We start from the raw sequence: 19,729 nt of genomic DNA on the forward strand, positions 1-19,729 counted from the left end.
CCTTTAAAGTACCATTTTCGCGCCGTCTGCGAAATGGTATCCACGCGCATTGTTGATGATTTAAGGCCTAAATTCGGAAAATCAACCAGCGTTAACTTTCTTGTTCTCGTTGTGCAATTTCGCGATTTTCTTCCGCAGGTGGTGTTAATGGCCCACAAATTCGTTGCGCAAGCCACGTTGCCACCGCCACCAGCGCCCACGAAATCAACGTAGCTACCACCAGATCGCGTGGCCAATGCATCCCGAGCAGCAGGCGGCTTCCCATGACTCCCGTTGCCCAGACCAACAAGATAGCAATGGTTAACGTTCGCCGACGCGGCCACAGCAAACCAACGGCCAGCAGTGCCCAACTGGCAGCAAACATCGTGTGACCGGAAGGAAAGGCAAACCCCGTCTCTTTCTGCCAGTGTGAACGCAAATATTGTGGAATATTTTTCTCTTCAGCCAACTGTTCTTTTACTAGATTTCCGCGTTCTGCTCGCTTTAAAGTGTAGAACTCATCAACCGGAATATGATGTGTTTTTTCCAACCAGATAACAAAAGGTCGTGGTTCCTGTACTTTGTCTTTGATCCAGGATTTAACGCCTTGTCCAACAAGGATTGCCGCCGCCAGAATGGCAAATAATACAAAGGCAGCCTTAATGCGAAAACGCAGACACCAGAGAAACCAGCCGAACAAAATCAAATGTGTAATGACGCCCCAGGGCTGGGTGACAGTTTCAGTAACCCAAAAAGCCGCTTTTAGTAGCCAACTTTGTTCTCCAGGTTGCCAACGCCAGCCAGAAATCCATACGGCTACTGGCATGACAAGCAATAGTGCAGCTCCCACTGCGGTACGTCGGGCAATCGAACGCATGGCCTCTCCTTTTTGATAAGTCCCACAATCATAACTGAAAATGCCAGTTCCAAGAAAAATTGACAGATTTGTGCCATTCCGTGAACGATCGACGCGTCGTGATTAGGTGAACCCCTTCTCGTTATGGCAAAATAAGCCAATACAGAACCAGCATTATCTGGAGAATTTCATGCAGCTTAAACGTGTGGCAGAAGCCAAACTGCCAACCCCATGGGGCGATTTCCTGATGGTGGGATTTGAAGAACTGGCAACCGGACACGATCATGTCGCGCTAGTCTATGGCGATATTTCCGGGCATACCCCGGTACTTGCGCGCGTCCATTCCGAATGTCTGACCGGTGACGCCCTGTTCAGCTTGCGCTGCGATTGTGGCTTCCAGCTCGAAGCGGCATTGACGCAAATTGCCGAGGAAGGCCGTGGTATTTTGCTGTATCACCGTCAGGAAGGTCGTAACATTGGTCTGCTGAATAAAATCCGCGCTTACGCACTGCAGGATCAAGGTTACGATACCGTAGAGGCTAACCACCAGTTAGGCTTCGCCGCTGATGAGCGCGACTTCACTCTTTGCGCTGATATGTTCAAACTCCTTGGCGTCAATGAAGTCCGCTTGTTAACCAATAACCCGAAAAAAGTCGAAATTCTGACCGAAGCAGGGATTAATATTGTTGAACGCGTACCATTGATTGTAGGTCGTAACCCCAATAACGAACATTATCTCGATACCAAAGCCGAGAAAATGGGCCATTTGCTGAACAAATAACCCTCTTGCATTGTGTAATTCATTTGCTTGCCGGAAGCAAAATAACCGGCAAGCAAATACTTGTTACTTCAACATATTACGAATGACATAATGCAAAATGCCGTCGTTCTGGTAGTAGGTCAACTCCGTCGCGGTGTCGATACGACAACGGCAGGGTACGACTTCCTGGCTACCATCCGCGCGCGTAAGCGTCACCGGAACCGTCGCGCCAGGTTGTAGATTTTGCAGATCGCCAATATCAATCTTCTCTTCCCCGGTTAGCCCTAACGTTTTACGCGTCACGCCTTGCGGAAATTCCAGCGGCAGGATGCCCATGCCAATTAAATTCGAACGGTGAATTCGTTCAAACGATTCGGCAATCACCACACGAATTCCAAGCAGACGAGGTCCTTTTGCCGCCCAGTCACGGCTTGAGCCTGATCCATACTCTTTCCCGGCAATCACCGCCAGCGGCGTTTGCTCCTGCTTATAGCGCATCGCAGCATCATAAATAGAGACTACGTCGCTGTCAGGTAAATGCCGCGTCATCCCCCCTTCAACGCCAGGCACCATTTCATTACGGATGCGAATATTGGCGAAGGTGCCGCGCATCATCACTTCATGGTTACCACGCCGCGAACCGTAGGAGTTAAAGTCTTTTCGCTCAACACCCCGACCTTGTAGATATCGACCCGCTGGGCTGTCGGGCTTAATACTGCCCGCCGGAGAGATATGGTCAGTGGTGACTGAATCCCCCAGCATTGCGAGGATCCGCGCACCGTGAATATCTTCCACTGGTGCTGGTGTTGCCTGCATTTCATCAAAGAAAGGCGATAAGCGAATATAGGTTGAGTCCTCCTGCCAACCGTAGGTATCGGATCGTGTGACGTTAATTTCCTTCCACTCTGCTGTGCCTTCAAAAACTTCTGCGTACTCTTTGCGGAACATTTCTGTGGAGACTTGTTCTACCGCACGGGCAATTTCTTGTGCCGATGGCCAGATATCTTTCAGATAAACCGGATCGCCTTTGCGATCATGGCCGATAGGCTCAGAAGCCAGGTTGATATTCATATTTCCCGCCAGCGCATAGGCAACCACCAGCGGCGGCGAGGCCAGCCAGTTAGTTTTAACCAGCGGATGGATACGGCCTTCAAAGTTACGGTTGCCGGACAGCACCGCACCGACGGTTAAATCGCCTTTTTTGATTGCCGTTTCGATAGGATCGGGCAGCGGCCCAGAGTTACCAATACAGGTGGTACAACCGTATCCCACAAGGTTAAACCCCAGTTCGTCGAGATACGGTGTCAGTTTCGCTTTTGCCAGATAATCAGAAACGACTTTCGAACCCGGTGCCAGCGACGCTTTGACCCACGGTTGCCGCTTGAGGCCAAGAGTTACGGCTTTTTTCGCCAGCAAGCCTGCGGCCATCAGCACACTTGGGTTAGAGGTGTTGGTGCACGAGGTTATCGCAGCAATGACCACAGCGCCATCAGGTAACTGATACTGATGTCCGTTCATAACATAATCGACTGGCAGGCGATCTTTATGCGTGGCATTCACTTCCAGTTCGTTACTGGCGGCAAATGCTTTTGGTACATCGGGCAGTGCAACGCGATCCTGTGGGCGTTTTGGCCCTGCCAGGCTCGCTTCAACGTCATTCATATCCAGTTCTAACATACTGGTAAAAATCGGTTCATCGCCCGGGTTACGCCACATGCCCTGCGCTTTGGCATATTTTTCGACCAACTCGACCTGATCTTCGCTGCGCCCGCTTAAACGCATGTAATCGAGGGTTACTGCATCGATTGGGAAGAAGCCACAGGTGGCACCATATTCTGGCGACATATTGGCAATGGTGGCGCGATCCGCCAACGGTAGTGAATCCAGACCATCACCATAAAATTCGACGAATTTCCCCACCACGCCATGTTTGCGCAGCATTTGGGTAACAGTAAGAACCAGGTCTGTGGCGGTAATACCTTCACGTAATTTTCCGGTAAGTTTAAAGCCCACTACGTCCGGGATAAGCATGGAAACCGGCTGGCCTAACATGGCGGCTTCTGCTTCGATCCCACCCACGCCCCACCCCAGCACGCCAAGGCCGTTGATCATAGTGGTGTGCGAGTCAGTACCAACGAGTGTATCCGGATAAGCAATCCATTCACCGTCCTGCAATTCGCTCCACACTGCTTTGCCGAGATATTCGAGGTTAACCTGATGGCAAATGCCTGTGCCTGGCGGCACGACGCTAAACCGACTGAACGCTTGCTTTCCCCATTTCAGGAACACATAACGTTCGTGGTTGCGCTCCATTTCCAGGCGTACGTTTTCTTCAAATGCCTCATCATCACCAAAACGATCGACGGTCACCGAGTGGTCAATGACCAGGTCGACCGGTGAGAGCGGGTTAACCTTTGCAGTATCGCCACCGAGGCGTTTAACCGCTTCGCGCATTGCCGCCAGATCAACAACGGCAGGTACGCCGGTAAAGTCCTGCATCAGCACCCTTGCCGGGCGGTAGGCAATTTCACGGTCAGCATGGGCATTTTTCAGCCATCCCGCCAGTGCGTGGATATCCTCTTCGGTAACTGAGTTACCATCCTGCCAGCGCAGCAGGTTTTCGAGCAAAACTTTGAGTGACTTGGGTAGACGGGTGATATCGCCCAGTGATTTAGCAGCAAGCGGCAGGCTGTAGTAGTGGTAAGTTTTATCTTTGGCCTGCAACGTGTCCTTACTGGCTTCTCGTAGGGTTGACGACATAGCTCCTCCTTAATGACAGGGTTGCGAAGCCCTGATTCTCTTCAGGGTGAATATTAAAGATAACACAAACATCGCGTAACAATTTGATAACAACCCAAATTGATAAAAGAGGAGAAACCTTGTGGCAAAGCAAATGACAACCCCGCCGCAGCGGGGTCAAGGATCAGTGAGTAATGATCCAGAGGAGTTCGGCCCAGAAGAGCATCGACAGAGAAAACGCGCCCATCCAGGACCAATATTTCATATTTGTGTTGATCATAGGCTACACCCTTAACGGTTATTATTTTGTGTTGAGATAACTCAAGCTGTTATTGCTGCGGTGTATTAAAAGCCCTTTAATTCATTAAAAATGGGTAATAAGAATGATGATAATTATTGTTTCGGCTGATCATCTTCAGCAAACAGTTCTATAAAGGCTTGCTGCTGCGATGTTAGTTGCCAGTCGTCTGGAATAACGACGGAACATTCCCGTTTCGTTTCTGGTTCATTGTCACTATGCTGGCATAATGGTGACGACTCCAGTTGCTCCTGACCGACCATAGTTATCCCCACACTTTCCAAATCAGCAGTGCGACAACCACCCAGAAAAGTGCAGAACCAAGAAAAACCGCCAGCCAGGCTTTACGTTTTAATTCAGGATCACGGCGGGGTTCCTGATTTCCAGAAGGCATTGCTAACCTCATATAATCGCCATCACTTATCAGCAAGACGTTGAATGATTGGTGTAATTAATCATACGATGAGACAAATCCTAAAAAAACTTTAGTCAAAAATCCAGCGAATTTACGAATCGTCTCCAGTGAATAATTCAATCTTTTGACCTGAAATAGATATTTGAAAACTGGAATTTGCGAGGCGGGTAATTAGACACTACTTTACAGGTAATTTACCCTATAAATATGAGGGATAAAAATATTGTGCACGGTATAGAAATAAGTAACAAAAGAGAATATATTCCGGCACCTTCGCTACATAAAAGGTGCCGAAAATAACGCAAGAAATTATTTTTCCGGCAGTTTTATATCTTTAAACATGACCTCAATTTCTTCATTGGAGCGCAATGCGACAGCCGCATCAACGACATCACGCGTTAAATGCGGTGCAAAACGCTGAATGAAATCATACATATAACTGCGCAAAAAAGTACTACGGCGAAAACCAATTTTGGTTGTACTGTGGCTGAAGATATCGTGAGCATCAACGCGCACAAGGTCGGGATCGGCGACCGGATCCACCGCCATGCTGGCAATGACCCCTACCCCCAGCCCTAACCGGACGTAAGTTTTAATGACGTCAGCATCCGTTGCCGTGAAAACGATACGCGGCGTTAACCCTGCGCGGTTAAAGGCAGTATCCAGTTCTGAACGTCCGGTAAAGCCGAAGGTATATGTCACCAACGGATATTGCGCCAGTTCTTCAATGGTAATGGCTTTTTTGCCTGCCAGCGGGTGATCCGGAGTGACTACAATAGCCCGATTCCAGTGGTAGCACGGTAACATCACTAAATCTTCATACAGATGCAGCGCTTCTGTGGCGATAGCGAAATCGGCATTGCCTTTAGAGACGGCATCAGCAATTTGTGTCGGCGGGCCCTGGTGCATATGCAAAGAAACGCGGGGATAACGCTCAATAAAGCCTTTGATAACGTTTGGTAACGCGTAGCGTGCCTGGGTATGCGTGGTGGCGATATACAGCGAGCCTTTATCCGGCCAGGTGTGCTCACCGGCAACCGATTTTATGGCATCGACTTTCGACAGGACTTCGCGAGCGATACGAATTATTTCTTGTCCTGCTGGCGTTACCTGCGTCAGGTGCTTGCCGCTTCGGGAAAAAATTTGAATGCCTAGCTCGTCTTCCAGCATTCTGACTTGTTTACTGATCCCGGGTTGTGATGTGTAAAGTCCTTCCGCTGTTGATGAGACATTCAGGTTATGATTGACCACCTCAACAATATAGCGAAGTTGTTGTAATTTCATGTTAAACCATCCACTTAGACGCCATCAGAACATCGTTTTTTCGTCACACCTGGCGGGTGACTAATACGATTTAATAATAAAAAAGGTGCTAACTATAACCACTATATCATTTATAGCCTTAGTGTATAGGTGTGAAGAAAAAATAATATGCAATAAAAAAGGGCCGCTTTCGCGACCCTTTGTTTATAAAAACCTGACAGAATTAAAGGTTATTTTTTTCCTTCAACCCATTTGCCATCAACATAAAATGCTGACCAGCCAGTCGCCTTTCCGTCTTTTTCCGAAGAGACATATTGCTGTTTGGTTTTACGGCTAAAGCGAACCATGGTCTTATTACCTTCCGGATCCTGCTGTGGCGCATCGGCCAGATAACGCAGTTTTTCCGGCAGACGGTCGCGGAAGCGATAAAGCTCTTCCACCAGTGGCGCACGCGTTTCACGCGATTTCGGGAAAGTGTTGGCAGCCAGGAACACACCGGCAGCACCGTCACGCAGCACGAAATAAGCATCTGATTTTTCGCACGGCAGCTCAGGTAATGGCACCGGTTCTTCTTTCGGTGGTGCCACTTCGCCGTTACGTAAAATCTTACGTGTGTTTTTACACTCTTCGTTGGTGCAGGCCATGTATTTACCGAAACGCCCCATTTTCAGGTGCATTTCAGAGCCACATTTTTCACACTCAACGATCGGGCCGTCATAACCTTTAATGCGGAATTCGCCCTCTTCGATCTCGTAACCGTCGCAGGTTGGGTTATTACCACAGACATGCAACTTACGTTTCGGATCGATGAGATAGCTGTCCATCGCCGTGCCGCATTTCGGGCAACGACGTTTTGCGCGCAGCGCGTTGGTTTCAGCATCTTCGCCTTCCAGCACGTTCAGCACTTCGTTTTCCGGCACCAGGTTAATGGTGGTTTTGCAACGCTCTTTCGGCGGCAGCGCATAGCCAGAACAGCCAAGGAATACCCCGGTGCTCGCTGTGCGAATCCCCATTTTGCGACCACAAGTCGGGCAGTCAATGCTGGTCAGAACCATCTGGTTCGGGCGCATACCACCCTCTTCCGGATCTTTTTCAGCTTTATCTAACTGCTGGGTGAAATCCGAGAAGAAGTGATCCAGTACAGCTTTCCACTCTGCTTCGTGATTTGCCACCTGGTCGAGGCTGTTTTCCATCTGCGCGGTAAAGTCGTAGTTCATTAACTCGCGGAAATTTTCTTCAAGGCGATCGGTGACGATTTCGCCCATTTTTTCCGCATAGAAACGATGATTTTCTACTCGCACATAGCCACGATCCTGAATGGTCGAAATGATCGACGCATAGGTAGACGGACGACCGATACCACGTTTTTCCAGTTCTTTAACCAGCGATGCTTCACTGAAACGGGCTGGCGGCTTGGTAAAGTGCTGGGCTGGTGTTAGTTCAACGAGCGTCAGAGCATCGCCTTTATCGACTGCCGGTAAGATACGATCTTCATCGCCTTTACGCAGTGCAGGCATCACTTTTGTCCAGCCATCAAAGCGCAAAATACGACCGCGTGCTTTCAGGCGGAAATCGCCCGCACCAACGGTCAGCGTCGTGGAGTCATATTTCGCTGGGGTCATCTGGCAGGCAACGAACTGACGCCAGATTAACTGGTACAGTTTCTGCGCATCTGCTTCCATATCCTTCAGCGATTCCGCCATCACATTGACGTCAGAAGGACGAATCGCTTCGTGCGCTTCCTGTGAGTTTTCTTTGCTGGCGTACTGATTCGGACTTTCCGGCAGATATTTCTTACCAAAATTATCGCTGATATAACCGCGAACCATATTTACCGCGTCCTGACTGAGGTTAGTGGAGTCGGTACGCATGTAAGTGATATAGCCTGCTTCATACAAACGCTGCGCCATCATCATGGTTTTTTTCACGCCAAAACCAAGACGGGTGCTGGCAGCTTGTTGCAGCGTAGAGGTAATAAAAGGAGCGCCAGGTTTACTGGTTGTCGGTTTGTCTTCACGTTCCAGCACGCTGTAGCGCGCTTTTTCCAGCAGACTTACCGCAGCCTGAGTTTGTTCTTTGTTGACCGGACGGAACGGTTTGTCATTCTGATGAGTCACCTGCAACGCCAACGCTTCACCAGATGGCGTAGTCGTGCTGGCATCGACTTCCCAGAACTCTTCCGGTACGAACGCTTTAATTTCACGCTCACGCTCTACCACCAGGCGGACCGCCACCGACTGCACACGACCGGCAGACAGACCACGAGCGATCTTTTTCCACAGCAGCGGCGAAACCATATACCCCACCACGCGGTCCATAAAGCGACGCGCCTGCTGGGCATTAACACGATCAATATTCAGCTCACCCGGTTTGTTAAATGCCTGGCGGATCGCGTTTTTAGTAATTTCGTTAAACACCACTCGGCTATAGCGCGCATCATCACCACCAATTACTTCCCGCAGGTGCCATGCAATGGCTTCCCCTTCGCGGTCAAGGTCGGTTGCGAGATAGATGTGGTCGGCTTTTTCAGCCAGTTGTTTCAGTTCAGAGACGACCTTCTCTTTACCAGGCAACACTTCATAGTGCGCCTCCCAATTGTGCCACGGGTCAACCCCCATACGGTTGACGAGAGCGCCACGTTCATCCTTTTTAGGCTTTTTAGCCGTCTTGGTGGAGGTAGAGTCGGCACTCTTTTTGGCAGCTGAGCCACTGGTCGGCAAATCGCGGATGTGACCGACGCTGGATTTCACCACGTAGTCACTACCCAGATACTTGTTGATCGTTTTGGCTTTTGCCGGGGACTCAACGATGACAAGAGCTTTACCCATATTCACCTTACCTAATTTGATTCTTCCAGGAATGCGTCGCACGTTGATAAACCTTCCACTGGCAACGAGTTACCGATATGGACTCGCTCTCTGCGGATATCAACCCCTTGTCGTGACTCTGTTCACGAAAATTCAGGTGACTGAGTTAACAGGTCTTGGCCTACAGGCGCTATAGCACGACGGAATTTTGGTCGAATGTCAAGCAAATCTATTGCCAGATTGACGAAAGCGTCACACTGTACCTGATAAAATCCGATACGCAACTTTATTAGCATGCAAAATCCAAAGTTGCCAGTAAGGCGCTCTTGCCACCAGCGTGGTATATTTGTCTGCAAGCCATGCCTGGCGTAGACTAATGTCCTTGTTTAAGGAGTAAATAATGAACAAAGAGACACAACCCATCGACCGCGAAACGCTGTTGAAAGAGGCCAACAAAATCATTCGTGAGCATGAGGATACGCTCGCAGGGATTGAAGCCACCGGCGTCACGCAGCGTAATGGCGTGCTGGTATTTACCGGCGACTACTTTTTAGATGAACAAGGATTGCCAACAGCCAAAAGCACCGCGGTGTTTAATATGTTCAAACACCTGGCCCATGTGCTTTCAGAAAAATATCATCTGGTTGATTAAAGCAAAACGCGAGGTCTTAGCCTCGCGTTTGTCTTTTACATCAATGGCTTTTGACCCCGCTGCCACCAGCGTAGCAACAATCGATCGGCGCTCTCTGCCGCGCTGCCGGTGAATCGGTCAATGAGTCGTTTACGCTGCATATAGCGTACATTAACCACTTCACGGCCTTCCATCAGGCTAAGAATAACTTCATCACTGGTGTTGATTTCATCAACCAGGCCTTTCTCTACCGCCTGTTGTCCGTACCAGTGTTCACCCGTTGCCACCTGTTCAATATCCAGAGACGGACGCATACGCTTCACAAAATCTTTAAATAACTGATGCGTTTCGTTCAGCTCTTCGCGGAATTTCTCCCGCCCTTCTTCGGTATTTTCACCCAGCAAGGTCAGCGTGCGCTTATACTGCCCGGCGGTGTGCAGTTCGATATCAATATCTTTGCTTTTCAGGAAGCGGTTAAAGTTGGGCATTTGCGCCACCACCCCAATGGAACCCACAATAGCAAACGGTGCGGAAACAATTTTGTCCGCCACACAGGCCATCATGTAACCGCCGCTGGCAGCGACTTTGTCTACCGTAACAGTTAAAGGAATGTTTTTATCACGCAGACGCTGCAGCTGCGAAGCCGCCAACCCGTAACCATGCACCATGCCACCAGGGCTTTCCAGACGGAGCACAACCTGATCCTGCGGTTTGAATGCTGCGAGTACCGCCGTTATCTCTTCACGTAGCGAGTTCACTTCATGGGCGTCCATGCTGCCTTTAAAATCCAGCACCCAGACGCGAGGTTTACTGTCAGTTGCCACCTCGCCCAGTTTGGCTTTCGCTTTTGCTGCTTTCGCTTCTTGCTTGTGCTTTTTCTTCTGCGCTTTGTGCCACTGTTTTTGCTGATGTGAGTCCATCAGCGCCGCGGCCAGTTCTTCTTTCATCTCCTTATACTGTTCGCTGAGATTGTTGACCCGTAACTCGCCACGCTGGCGTTTATTACGTTGAGCAACATTGACAATAATGGCGGCAATCGCCGCAATCGCTAGCACAACGGTAACGATTTTAGCCAAAAACAAACCATATTCAGACAACAATTCCACGAGTCCCCACCTTGGTTAAACAACGCTTTGGCTCACAGTTTACAACAGGCATGTTAAGCCGTCTCGCAGAGATGTTATTGCAGCGAAAGTATGACAAAGTATCCATTTTGCGGTGTTATCGCCCCAGGCTGATTGAAATGCCCTTCTGTTTCAGGCATAAAGCCCCAAAGTCATAAAGTACACTGGCAGCGCGACAGACAACGTCGTTGAGGAGTAGCCATGCATTACCAGCCAAAACAAGATTTACTCAATGATCGCATTATCCTGGTGACGGGAGCCAGCGATGGGATTGGTCGTGAAGCCGCGATGACGTATGCACGCTATGGTGCGACAGTGATTCTGTTGGGCCGTAATGAAGAAAAATTACGTCAGGTAGCCAGCCACATAAACGAAGAAACTGGGCGTCAGCCACAGTGGTTTATTCTCGATTTGCTGACCTGCACGTCCGAAAATTGCCAACAACTGGCACAGCGCATTGTCGTTAATTATCCGCGTCTGGATGGTGTTTTGCATAATGCCGGATTGCTCGGCGATGTTTGCCCAATGAGCGAACAAAATCCGCAGGTCTGGCAGGACGTCATGCAGGTCAACGTTAATGCCACCTTTATGCTCACCCAGGCACTGCTTCCTTTATTACTCAAATCGGACGCCGGTTCACTGGTCTTTACTTCATCAAGCGTTGGACGTCAGGGACGAGCCAACTGGGGTGCATATGCAGCGTCGAAATTTGCCACCGAAGGGATGATGCAGGTACTGGCCGATGAATATCAGCAGCGCCTGCGCGTCAACTGCATTAACCCAGGCGGTACGCGCACCGCAATGCGCGCAAGCGCCTTCCCGACCGAAGAACCACAGAAACTTAAAACACCCGCTGATATCATGCCGCTCTACCTCTGGCTGATGGGCGATGACAGCCGCCGTAAAACCGGCATGACCTTTGACGCCCAACCGGGCCGTAAACCAGGAATTTCCCAATGAGTGATGAACGCTACCAACAGCGTCAGCAGCGAGTGAAAGAAAAAGTAGATGCTCGTGTGGCCCAGGCCCAGGATGAACGCGGTATTATCATCGTCTTTACCGGCAATGGAAAAGGCAAAACCACCGCGGCATTTGGTACGGCAACACGCGCAGTTGGTCACGGAAAAAAAGTGGGCGTCGTGCAGTTTATTAAAGGCACCTGGCCTAATGGCGAACGCAATCTGCTGGAGCCACATGGCGTTGAGTTTCAGGTGATGGCAACGGGCTTTACCTGGGATACACAAAACCGCGAGTCTGATACCGCCGCCTGCCGCGAAGTCTGGCAACATGCAAAGCGGATGCTTGCTGATTCCTCACTGGATATGGTTTTGCTTGATGAACTGACGTATATGGTGGCGTATGACTATTTGCCACTGGAAGAAGTGGTGCAGGCGTTAAATGAACGTCCACATCAACAGACGGTGATTATCACGGGTCGAGGCTGTCATCGGGATATTCTTGAACTGGCGGATACGGTAAGTGAGCTGCGCCCCATCAGACATGCGTTTGATGCCGGTGTTAAGGCGCAAATAGGGATTGATTATTAATCTGTAAAAATGCCGGATATGACGTCCGGCATACTTTGATTAACCGTTATTACGCCCGCCAGAACGACGACCGCCGCTCACCTGACTGTGACGTTTCACCGCACGACGAATCTGATTAGCCTTCATGCGACGACGGTCTTTTTCTACAGCGACTTTAGAGCTGGTTTCTGGCGGAAGCTCCACCAGTTCGCGCAGATAGTTAGTCTGGGCGAGGTCCAGCTCCGTCCAGCCACCGCGTGGCAGACCTTTTGGCAGTGGGATATCACCGTAACGAACACGGATCAGGCGGCTCACCTGCACACCAACCGCTTCCCACAGACGACGAACTTCACGGTTACGGCCTTCGGTCAGAGTCACGTTGTACCACTGGTTGATCCCTTCGCCGCCGCTGAACTTGATGGTTTTAAAAGCTGCCGGACCATCTTCCAGTTGCACGCCACGACTCAAATCACGCAGTTTCGCGTCGTCAACCTGACCAAATACACGCACGGCGTATTCACGTTCAACTTCACGGCTTGGATGCATTAAACGGTTTGCCAGTTCACCATCGGTGGTGAACAGCAGCAGACCACAGGTGTTAACGTCCAGACGACCTACGGCAATCCAGCGTGCGCCACGCAGCTTTGGCAGACGGTCAAACACCGTCGGACGCCCTTCCGGATCGTTACGGGTACACAACTCACCTTCCGGTTTGTAATAGGCCAGAACGCGACAAATTTGTTCAGCGGACTCACGTACCGAAATCAGATGACCATCGATACGAATTTTCAGCCCAGGGGTAACTTCAACGCGATCGCCGAGTTTAGCAATTTTGCCATCAACACTCACACGACCGGCTTCAATAATAGATTCGATTTCACGGCGGGAGCCGTGGCCAGCGCGGGCCAGCACTTTCTGTAATTTTTCGCTCATAGAGCTTCCTTTTGGTGTCGCCTTCACAGGCGTCGAACAGGAGAATCAATGGCTCCGTATAGCGCCATTTTAAGGCCGCGTAGTATACAGAGTTACGCACTTATAAGAAAGGCTTCACATCACCTACGCCTTCACGCACCACGACCGGCGTATCATCGGTAAGATCAATAACCGTTGTTGGTTTCTGCCCGAGATAGCCGCCGTGAATAATCAAATCTACCTGTTTTTCCAGACGGTCTTTAATTTCTTCGGGATCGGATTCGGTAAATTCGCTGCCTGGCAGCATTAGCGAAGTGGAAAGCATCGGTTCGCCCAGTGCTTCAAGCAACGCCTGCGCAATCGGGTTAGAAGGCACACGCATACCGATGGTTTTGCGTTTCTCCTGCAACAGACGGCGTGGCACTTCCTTCGTCCCCTTCAGGATGAAGGTATAGCTGCCCGGCGTGTTGTTTTTCATCAAACGAAACGCAACGTTATCCACGAATGAATAGGTCGAGAGTTCAGAAAGATCGCGACACATCAGGGTAAAGTTGTGACCGTCCGGCAGCTGGCGAATACGACAAATACGCTCCATGGCGTTTTTATCTTCAACTTTACAGCCGAGCGCATAGCCGGAATCAGTTGGATAGACAATCACCCCGCCTTTACGCACGATCTCCACCGCCTGGTTGATCAGACGTTGCTGCGGGTTATCAGGATGAATATAAAAAAACTGGCTCATAATTCCCTCTCTGTGGTGTTCTGCGGCTGTTCCCATAGCTGCCAGACGCCTTCAACGCCTGCGGGCAGCCAGAGTTTACGACCCAGTTCGATCCACGGGCATGGCTGATGAAAATCAGATCCTTGTGATGCCCATAAATGATGCTGACGCGCAAGTGTGGCCAGCAGGGTGCGTTCATTGGGCGATTGCTGGCACTGCGCGACTTCCATCGCGTCGCCGTGGTGTTCGGCAAAATGCGCAACCAATCTTTTCAGCCATTTAGCACTAAGATTGTACCGCCCAGGATGAGCTAGCACCGCCTTACCGCCAGAATGATGAATGACATCAATAGCTTGTTCTATTGTACACCACTGTGGCGGAACGTATCCGGTTTTCCCGCGCGCCAGATACTTTTTAAAGACATCTGCCATTGAACTGGCTTTGCCGCACTCCACAAGGAAACGCGCAAAATGACCGCGCGTCACTGCGCCGCCCTGCGCCAGTCGTTGTGCGCCTTCCAGCGCCCCAGGTATTTGCGCTTTTTCAAGTCTTTCGGCAATTTGCTGCGCCCGCTGATTGCGCCGTTCTGTCTGCTGCGCGAGGAACTCACACATTAGCGGATGAGTAATATCAATATTCAGCCCGACAATATGAATTTCATGATTTTCCCAGACCGTGGAAATTTCCACGCCGGGAATAAGATTCAGCGCCAGTCCCGAACGTGAAATTTCCTCTCTTGCTGGCGCGATTGCAGCTGTGGTGTCATGGTCGGTGATCGCCAGGGTGCCGACGCGCATCTCGACTGCACGGTGCACCAATGCTTCTGGCGTCAGGCAGCCATCGGAAGCTGTGGTATGGCTGTGCAGGTCGTAAATCACTGCATAATTCGTGTCGCTCAAGGCGCACTCCCGTTCTGGATAATGTTTTTTGCGCCGACATCATAACGGGTCTGGCAAATATTCTGAAATGAGCTGTTGACAATTAATCATCAAACCAGTTGACTAGTACGCAAGTTCACGTAAAAAGGGTATCGACAATGAAAGCAATTTTCGTACTGAAAGGTTGGTGGCGCACTTCCTGAAACGGGCAGTGTATTCACCATGCGTAAAGCAATCAGATACCCAGCCCGCCTAATGAGCGGGCTTTTTTTTGAACAAAATTAGAGAATAACAATGCAAACACAAAAACCGACTCTCGAACTGCTAACCTGCGAAGGCGCTTATCGCGACAACCCGACTGCGCTTTTTCACCAGTTGTGTGGGAATCGTCCGGCAACGCTGCTGCTGGAATCCGCAGATATCGACAGCAAAGATGATTTAAAAAGCCTGCTGCTGATAGACAGTGCGCTGCGCATTACAGCATTAGGTGACACCGTCACAATTCAGGCACTTTCCGGCAATGGCGAAGCCCTGCTGGCACTACTGGATAACGCCCTGCCTGCGGGTGTGGAAAGTGAACAATCACCAAACTGCCGTGTGCTGCGCTTCCCCCCTGTCAGTCCACTGCTGGATGAAGACACCCGCTTATGCTCCCTTTCGGTTTTTGACGCTTTCCGTTTATTGCAGAATCTGTTGAATGTACCGAAGGAAGAACGAGAAGCAATGTTCTTCGGCGGCCTGTTCTCTTATGGCCTTGTGGCAGGATTTGAAGATTTACCGCAACTGTCAGCGGAAAATAACTGCCCTGATTTCTGTTTTTATCTCGCTGAAACGCTGATGGTGATTGACCATCAGAAAAAAAGCACCCGTATTCAGGCCAGCCTGTTTGCTCCGAATGAAGAAGAAAAACAACGTCTCACTGCTCACCTGAACGAACTACGTCAGCAACTGACCGAAGCCGCGCCGCCGCTGCCAGTGGTTTCCGTGCCGCATATGCGTTGTGAATGTAATCAGAGCGATGAAGAGTTCGGTGGCGTAGTGCGTTTGTTGCAAAAAGCGATTCGCGCTGGAGAAATTTTCCAGGTGGTGCCATCTCGCCGTTTCTCTCTGCCCTGCCCGTCACCGCTGGCGGCCTATTACGTGCTGAAAAAGAGTAATCCCAGCCCGTACATGTTTTTTATGCAGGATAATGATTTCACCCTATTTGGCGCGTCGCCGGAAAGCTCGCTCAAGTATGATGCCACCAGCCGCCAGATTGAGATCTACCCGATTGCCGGAACACGCCCACGCGGTCGTCGCGCCGATGGTTCACTGGACAGAGATCTCGACAGCCGTATTGAACTGGAAATGCGTACTGACCATAAAGAGCTGTCTGAACATCTGATGCTGGTTGATCTCGCCCGTAATGATCTGGCACGCATTTGCACCCCTGGCAGCCGCTACGTCGCCGATCTCACCAAAGTTGACCGTTATTCCTATGTGATGCACCTCGTCTCTCGCGTAGTCGGCGAACTGCGTCACGATCTTGACGCCCTGCACGCTTATCGCGCCTGTATGAATATGGGGACGTTAAGCGGTGCGCCGAAAGTACGCGCTATGCAGTTAATTGCCGAGGCGGAAGGTCGTCGCCGCGGCAGCTACGGCGGCGCGGTAGGTTATTTCACCGCGCATGGCGATCTCGACACCTGCATTGTGATCCGCTCGGCGCTGGTGGAAAACGGTATCGCCACCGTGCAAGCGGGTGCTGGTGTAGTCCTTGATTCTGTTCCGCAGTCGGAAGCCGACGAAACCCGTAACAAAGCCCGCGCTGTACTGCGCGCTATTGCCACCGCGCATCATGCACAGGAGACTTTCTGATGGCTGACATTCTGCTGCTCGATAATATCGACTCTTTTACGTACAACCTGGCAGATCAGTTGCGCAGCAATGGTCATAACGTGGTGATTTACCGCAACCATATTCCGGCGCAGACCTTAATTGAACGCCTAGCGACGATGAGCAATCCGGTACTGATGCTTTCTCCTGGCCCCGGTGTGCCGAGCGAAGCCGGTTGTATGCCGGAACTCCTCACCCGCTTGCGTGGCAAGCTGCCCATTATTGGCATTTGCCTCGGACATCAGGCAATTGTCGAAGCTTACGGGGGCTATGTCGGTCAGGCGGGCAAAATTCTTCACGGTAAAGCGTCGAGCATTGAACATGACGGTCAGGCGATGTTTGCCGGATTAACAAACCCGCTGCCGGTGGCGCGTTATCACTCGCTGGTTGGCAGTAACATTCCGGCCGGTTTAACCATCAACGCCCATTTTAATGGCATGGTGATGGCAGTACGTCACGATGCGGATCGCGTTTGTGGATTCCAGTTCCATCCGGAATCCATTCTCACCACCCAGGGCGCTCGCCTGCTGGAACAAACGCTGGCCTGGGCGCAGCAGAAACTAGAGCCAGCCAACACGCTGCAACCGATTCTGGAAAAACTGTATCAGGCGCAGACGCTTAGCCAACAAGAAAGCCACCAGCTGTTTTCAGCGGTGGTGCGTGGCGAGCTGAAGCCGGAACAACTGGCGGCGGCGCTGGTGAGCATGAAAATTCGCGGTGAGCACCCGAACGAGATCGCCGGGGCAGCAACCGCGCTACTGGAAAACGCAGCGCCGTTCCCGCGCCCGGATTATCTGTTTGCTGATATCGTCGGTACTGGCGGTGACGGCAGCAACAGTATCAATATTTCTACCGCCAGTGCGTTTGTCGCCGCGGCCTGTGGGCTGAAAGTGGCGAAACACGGTAACCGCAGCGTCTCCAGTAAATCCGGCTCGTCGGATCTGCTGGCGGCATTCGGTATTAATCTTGATATGAACGCCAATAAATCGCGCCAGGCGCTGGACGAGTTAGGCGTATGTTTCCTCTTTGCGCCGAAATATCACACCGGATTCCGCCACGCGATGCCGGTTCGCCAGCAACTGAAAACCCGCACCCTGTTCAATGTGCTGGGGCCATTGATTAACCCGGCGCATCCGCCGCTGGCGTTAATTGGTGTTTATAGTCCGGAACTGGTGCTGCCGATTGCCGAAACCTTGCGCGTGCTGGGGTATCAACGCGCGGCGGTGGTGCACAGCGGCGGGATGGATGAAGTTTCATTACACGCGCCGACAATCGTTGCCGAGCTGCATGACGGCAAAATTAAGAGCTATCAATTGACCGCTGAAGATTTTGGCCTGACTCCCTACCACCAGGAGCAACTGGCAGGCGGAACACCTGAAGAAAACCGTGACATTTTAACACGCTTGTTACAAGGTAAAGGCGACGCCGCCCATGAAGCAGCCGTCGCTGCGAACGTCGCCATGTTAATGCGCCTGCATGGCCATGAAGATCTGCAAGCCAATGCGCAAACCGTTCTTGAGGTACTGCGCAGTGGTTCCGCTTACGACAGAGTTACCGCGCTGGCGGCACGAGGGTAAATGATGCAAACCGTTTTAGCGAAAATCGTCGCAGACAAGGCGATTTGGGTAGAAACCCGCAAACAGCAGCAACCGCTGGCCAGTTTTCAGAATGAGGTTCAGCCGAGCACACGACATTTTTATGATGCGCTACAGGGTGCACGCACGGCGTTTATTCTGGAGTGTAAAAAAGCGTCGCCGTCAAAAGGCGTGATCCGTGATGATTTCGATCCAGCACGCATTGCCGCCATTTATAAACATTACGCTTCGGCAATTTCGGTGCTGACTGATGAGAAATATTTTCAGGGGAGCTTTGATTTCCTCCCCATCGTCAGCCAAATCGCCCCGCAGCCGATTTTATGTAAAGACTTCATTATCGACCCTTACCAGATCTATCTGGCGCGCTATTACCAGGCCGATGCCTGCTTATTAATGCTTTCAGTACTGGATGACGACCAATATCGCCAGCTTGCAGCCGTCGCTCACAGTCTGGAGATGGGGGTGCTGACCGAAGTCAGTAATGAAGAGGAACTGGAGCGCGCCATTGCATTAGGGGCAAAGGTCGTTGGCATCAACAACCGCGATCTGCGTGATTTGTCGATTGATCTCAACCGTACCCGCGAGCTTGCGCCGAAACTGGGGCACAACGTAACGGTAATCAGCGAATCCGGCATCAATACTTACGCTCAGGTGCGCGAGTTAAGCCACTTCGCTAACGGTTTTCTGATTGGTTCGGCGTTGATGGCCCATGACGATTTGCACGCCGCCGTGCGCCGGGTGTTGCTGGGTGAGAATAAAGTATGTGGCCTGACGCGTGGGCAAGATGCTAAAGCAGCTTATGACGCGGGCGCGATTTACGGTGGGTTGATTTTTGGTGCGACATCACCGCGTTGCGTCAACGTTGAACAGGCGCAGGAAGTGATGGCTGCGGCACCGTTGCAGTATGTTGGCGTGTTCCGCAATCACGATATTGCCGATGTGGTGGACAAAGCTAAGGTGTTATCGTTGGCGGCAGTGCAACTGCATGGTAATGAAGATCAGCTGTATATCGATACGCTGCGTGAAGCTCTGCCAGCACATGTTGCCATCTGGAAAGCATTAAGCGTCGGTGAAACCCTGCCCGCCCGCGAGTTTCAGCACGTTGATAAATATGTTTTAGACAACGGCCAGGGTGGAAGCGGGCAACGTTTTGACTGGTCACTATTAAATGGTCAATCGCTTGGCAACGTTCTGCTGGCGGGGGGCTTAGGCGCAGATAACTGCGTGGAAGCGGCACAAACCGGCTGCGCCGGACTTGATTTTAATTCTGCTGTAGAGTCGCAACCGGGCATCAAAGACGCACGTCTTTTGGCCTCGGTTTTCCAGACGCTGCGCGCATATTAAGGAAAG

At 51.1% G+C, this 19,729-nt stretch carries 19 protein-coding genes and 1 other annotated feature; of the genes, 8 read left to right on the top strand and 11 right to left on the bottom strand.

The genetic code is table 11. The annotated features are described in order from the left end of the window. Positions 1-91 precede the first annotated feature (91 nt). On the bottom strand, positions 92-856 hold the full coding sequence (gene pgpB, locus ACUU1M_RS03765) for a phosphatidylglycerophosphatase B (protein ID WP_001256538.1): 765 nt from the start codon (positions 854-856) through the stop codon (positions 92-94). A 169-nt stretch (positions 857-1,025) separates the two neighbouring features. Between pgpB and ribA the strand changes: the two genes are divergently transcribed. Continuing rightward, entirely contained in the window at positions 1,026-1,616 is a 591-nt protein-coding gene (ribA, locus tag ACUU1M_RS03770) for a GTP cyclohydrolase II (protein ID WP_001176295.1), read from the top strand. A 63-nt stretch (positions 1,617-1,679) separates the two neighbouring features. On the opposite strand, the gene acnA is transcribed toward ribA, so the two are convergent. From acnA to topA, 6 genes are all read right to left on the bottom strand, one after another. Further along, positions 1,680-4,355, bottom strand: a complete 2,676-nt coding sequence (acnA, locus tag ACUU1M_RS03775) for an aconitate hydratase AcnA (protein WP_000099511.1) — start codon at positions 4,353-4,355, stop codon at positions 1,680-1,682. Between the two features lie 163 nt (positions 4,356-4,518). Next, positions 4,519-4,614: a small membrane protein YmiC gene (gene ymiC, locus ACUU1M_RS03780; protein WP_001310756.1), complete on the bottom strand. Its 96-nt coding sequence runs from the start codon at positions 4,612-4,614 to the stop codon at positions 4,519-4,521. A gap of 113 nt (positions 4,615-4,727) precedes the next feature. Continuing rightward, on the bottom strand, positions 4,728-4,895 hold the full coding sequence (gene yciX / locus ACUU1M_RS03785; protein WP_000233043.1) for a protein YciX: 168 nt from the start codon (positions 4,893-4,895) through the stop codon (positions 4,728-4,730). A 2-nt stretch (positions 4,896-4,897) separates the two neighbouring features. Then, the gene (locus tag ACUU1M_RS03790) at positions 4,898-5,038 is read right to left on the bottom strand and encodes a YmiA family putative membrane protein (RefSeq protein ID WP_001300896.1); all 141 of its coding nucleotides are present in this window, start codon (positions 5,036-5,038) and stop codon (positions 4,898-4,900) included. 318 nt (positions 5,039-5,356) lie between these two features. Then, on the bottom strand, positions 5,357-6,331 hold the full coding sequence (cysB, locus tag ACUU1M_RS03795) for an HTH-type transcriptional regulator CysB (RefSeq protein ID WP_000776246.1): 975 nt from the start codon (positions 6,329-6,331) through the stop codon (positions 5,357-5,359). 209 nt (positions 6,332-6,540) lie between these two features. Further along, positions 6,541-9,138, bottom strand: a complete 2,598-nt coding sequence (gene topA, locus ACUU1M_RS03800; protein WP_005074608.1) for a type I DNA topoisomerase — start codon at positions 9,136-9,138, stop codon at positions 6,541-6,543. Positions 9,139-9,517: 379 nt separating this feature from the next. Between topA and ACUU1M_RS03805 the strand changes: the two genes are divergently transcribed. Further along, positions 9,518-9,769 carry a YciN family protein gene (locus ACUU1M_RS03805; protein ID WP_001031530.1) on the top strand — a complete coding sequence of 84 codons (252 nt, stop codon included), beginning with the start codon at positions 9,518-9,520 and terminating at the stop codon, positions 9,767-9,769. 35 nt (positions 9,770-9,804) lie between these two features. Here ACUU1M_RS03805 and sohB read toward each other — a convergent pair whose 3' ends face one another. Then, on the bottom strand, positions 9,805-10,854 hold the full coding sequence (sohB, locus tag ACUU1M_RS03810) for a protease SohB (protein ID WP_000422045.1): 1,050 nt from the start codon (positions 10,852-10,854) through the stop codon (positions 9,805-9,807). Between the two features lie 219 nt (positions 10,855-11,073). Here sohB and ACUU1M_RS03815 point away from each other — a divergent pair, with 219 nt between their 5' ends. Together ACUU1M_RS03815 and cobO are read left to right on the top strand one after the other, a co-directional pair. Further along, positions 11,074-11,832, top strand: coding sequence for a YciK family oxidoreductase (locus ACUU1M_RS03815; protein ID WP_000559294.1), 759 nt, complete (start codon positions 11,074-11,076; stop codon positions 11,830-11,832). After that, on the top strand, positions 11,829-12,419 hold the full coding sequence (gene cobO, locus ACUU1M_RS03820; RefSeq protein ID WP_001278905.1) for a cob(I)yrinic acid a,c-diamide adenosyltransferase: 591 nt from the start codon (positions 11,829-11,831) through the stop codon (positions 12,417-12,419). Before ACUU1M_RS03815 ends, cobO begins: the two co-directional genes overlap by 4 nt. Positions 12,420-12,458: 39 nt before the next feature. On the opposite strand, the gene rluB is transcribed toward cobO, so the two are convergent. From rluB to rnm, 3 genes are all read right to left on the bottom strand, one after another. Beyond that, positions 12,459-13,331, bottom strand: a complete 873-nt coding sequence (rluB, locus tag ACUU1M_RS03825) for a 23S rRNA pseudouridine(2605) synthase RluB (RefSeq protein WP_001291216.1) — start codon at positions 13,329-13,331, stop codon at positions 12,459-12,461. A gap of 100 nt (positions 13,332-13,431) precedes the next feature. Beyond that, complete coding sequence (locus ACUU1M_RS03830) at positions 13,432-14,052, bottom strand: L-threonylcarbamoyladenylate synthase (RefSeq protein WP_005074594.1); 621 nt, start codon at positions 14,050-14,052, stop codon at positions 13,432-13,434. Continuing rightward, positions 14,049-14,930, bottom strand: coding sequence for an RNase RNM (gene rnm, locus ACUU1M_RS03835; protein ID WP_001285679.1), 882 nt, complete (start codon positions 14,928-14,930; stop codon positions 14,049-14,051). Before rnm ends, ACUU1M_RS03830 begins: the two co-directional genes overlap by 4 nt. A gap of 137 nt (positions 14,931-15,067) precedes the next feature. Between rnm and trpL the strand changes: the two genes are divergently transcribed. The 4 genes from trpL to trpCF all read left to right on the top strand — a co-directional run bounded on the left by trpL (position 15,068) and on the right by trpCF (position 19,723). Next, positions 15,068-15,112: a trp operon leader peptide gene (gene trpL / locus ACUU1M_RS03840; RefSeq protein WP_001700591.1), complete on the top strand. Its 45-nt coding sequence runs from the start codon at positions 15,068-15,070 to the stop codon at positions 15,110-15,112. After that, positions 15,089-15,182: a sequence feature (Trp leader region), on the top strand. (Overlaps the previous gene by 24 nt.) Positions 15,183-15,203: 21 nt before the next feature. Further along, positions 15,204-16,766 carry an anthranilate synthase component I gene (trpE, locus tag ACUU1M_RS03845; RefSeq protein WP_001194619.1) on the top strand — a complete coding sequence of 521 codons (1,563 nt, stop codon included), beginning with the start codon at positions 15,204-15,206 and terminating at the stop codon, positions 16,764-16,766. Next, complete coding sequence (gene trpD, locus ACUU1M_RS03850) at positions 16,766-18,361, top strand: bifunctional anthranilate synthase glutamate amidotransferase component TrpG/anthranilate phosphoribosyltransferase TrpD (protein ID WP_000763548.1); 1,596 nt, start codon at positions 16,766-16,768, stop codon at positions 18,359-18,361. Before trpE ends, trpD begins: the two co-directional genes overlap by 1 nt. After that, complete coding sequence (gene trpCF / locus ACUU1M_RS03855) at positions 18,362-19,723, top strand: bifunctional indole-3-glycerol-phosphate synthase TrpC/phosphoribosylanthranilate isomerase TrpF (protein ID WP_000983898.1); 1,362 nt, start codon at positions 18,362-18,364, stop codon at positions 19,721-19,723. It begins immediately after the preceding gene. Positions 19,724-19,729: the final 6 nt, after the last annotated feature.

This window comes from Shigella sp. SIG6, from assembly GCF_053555815.1.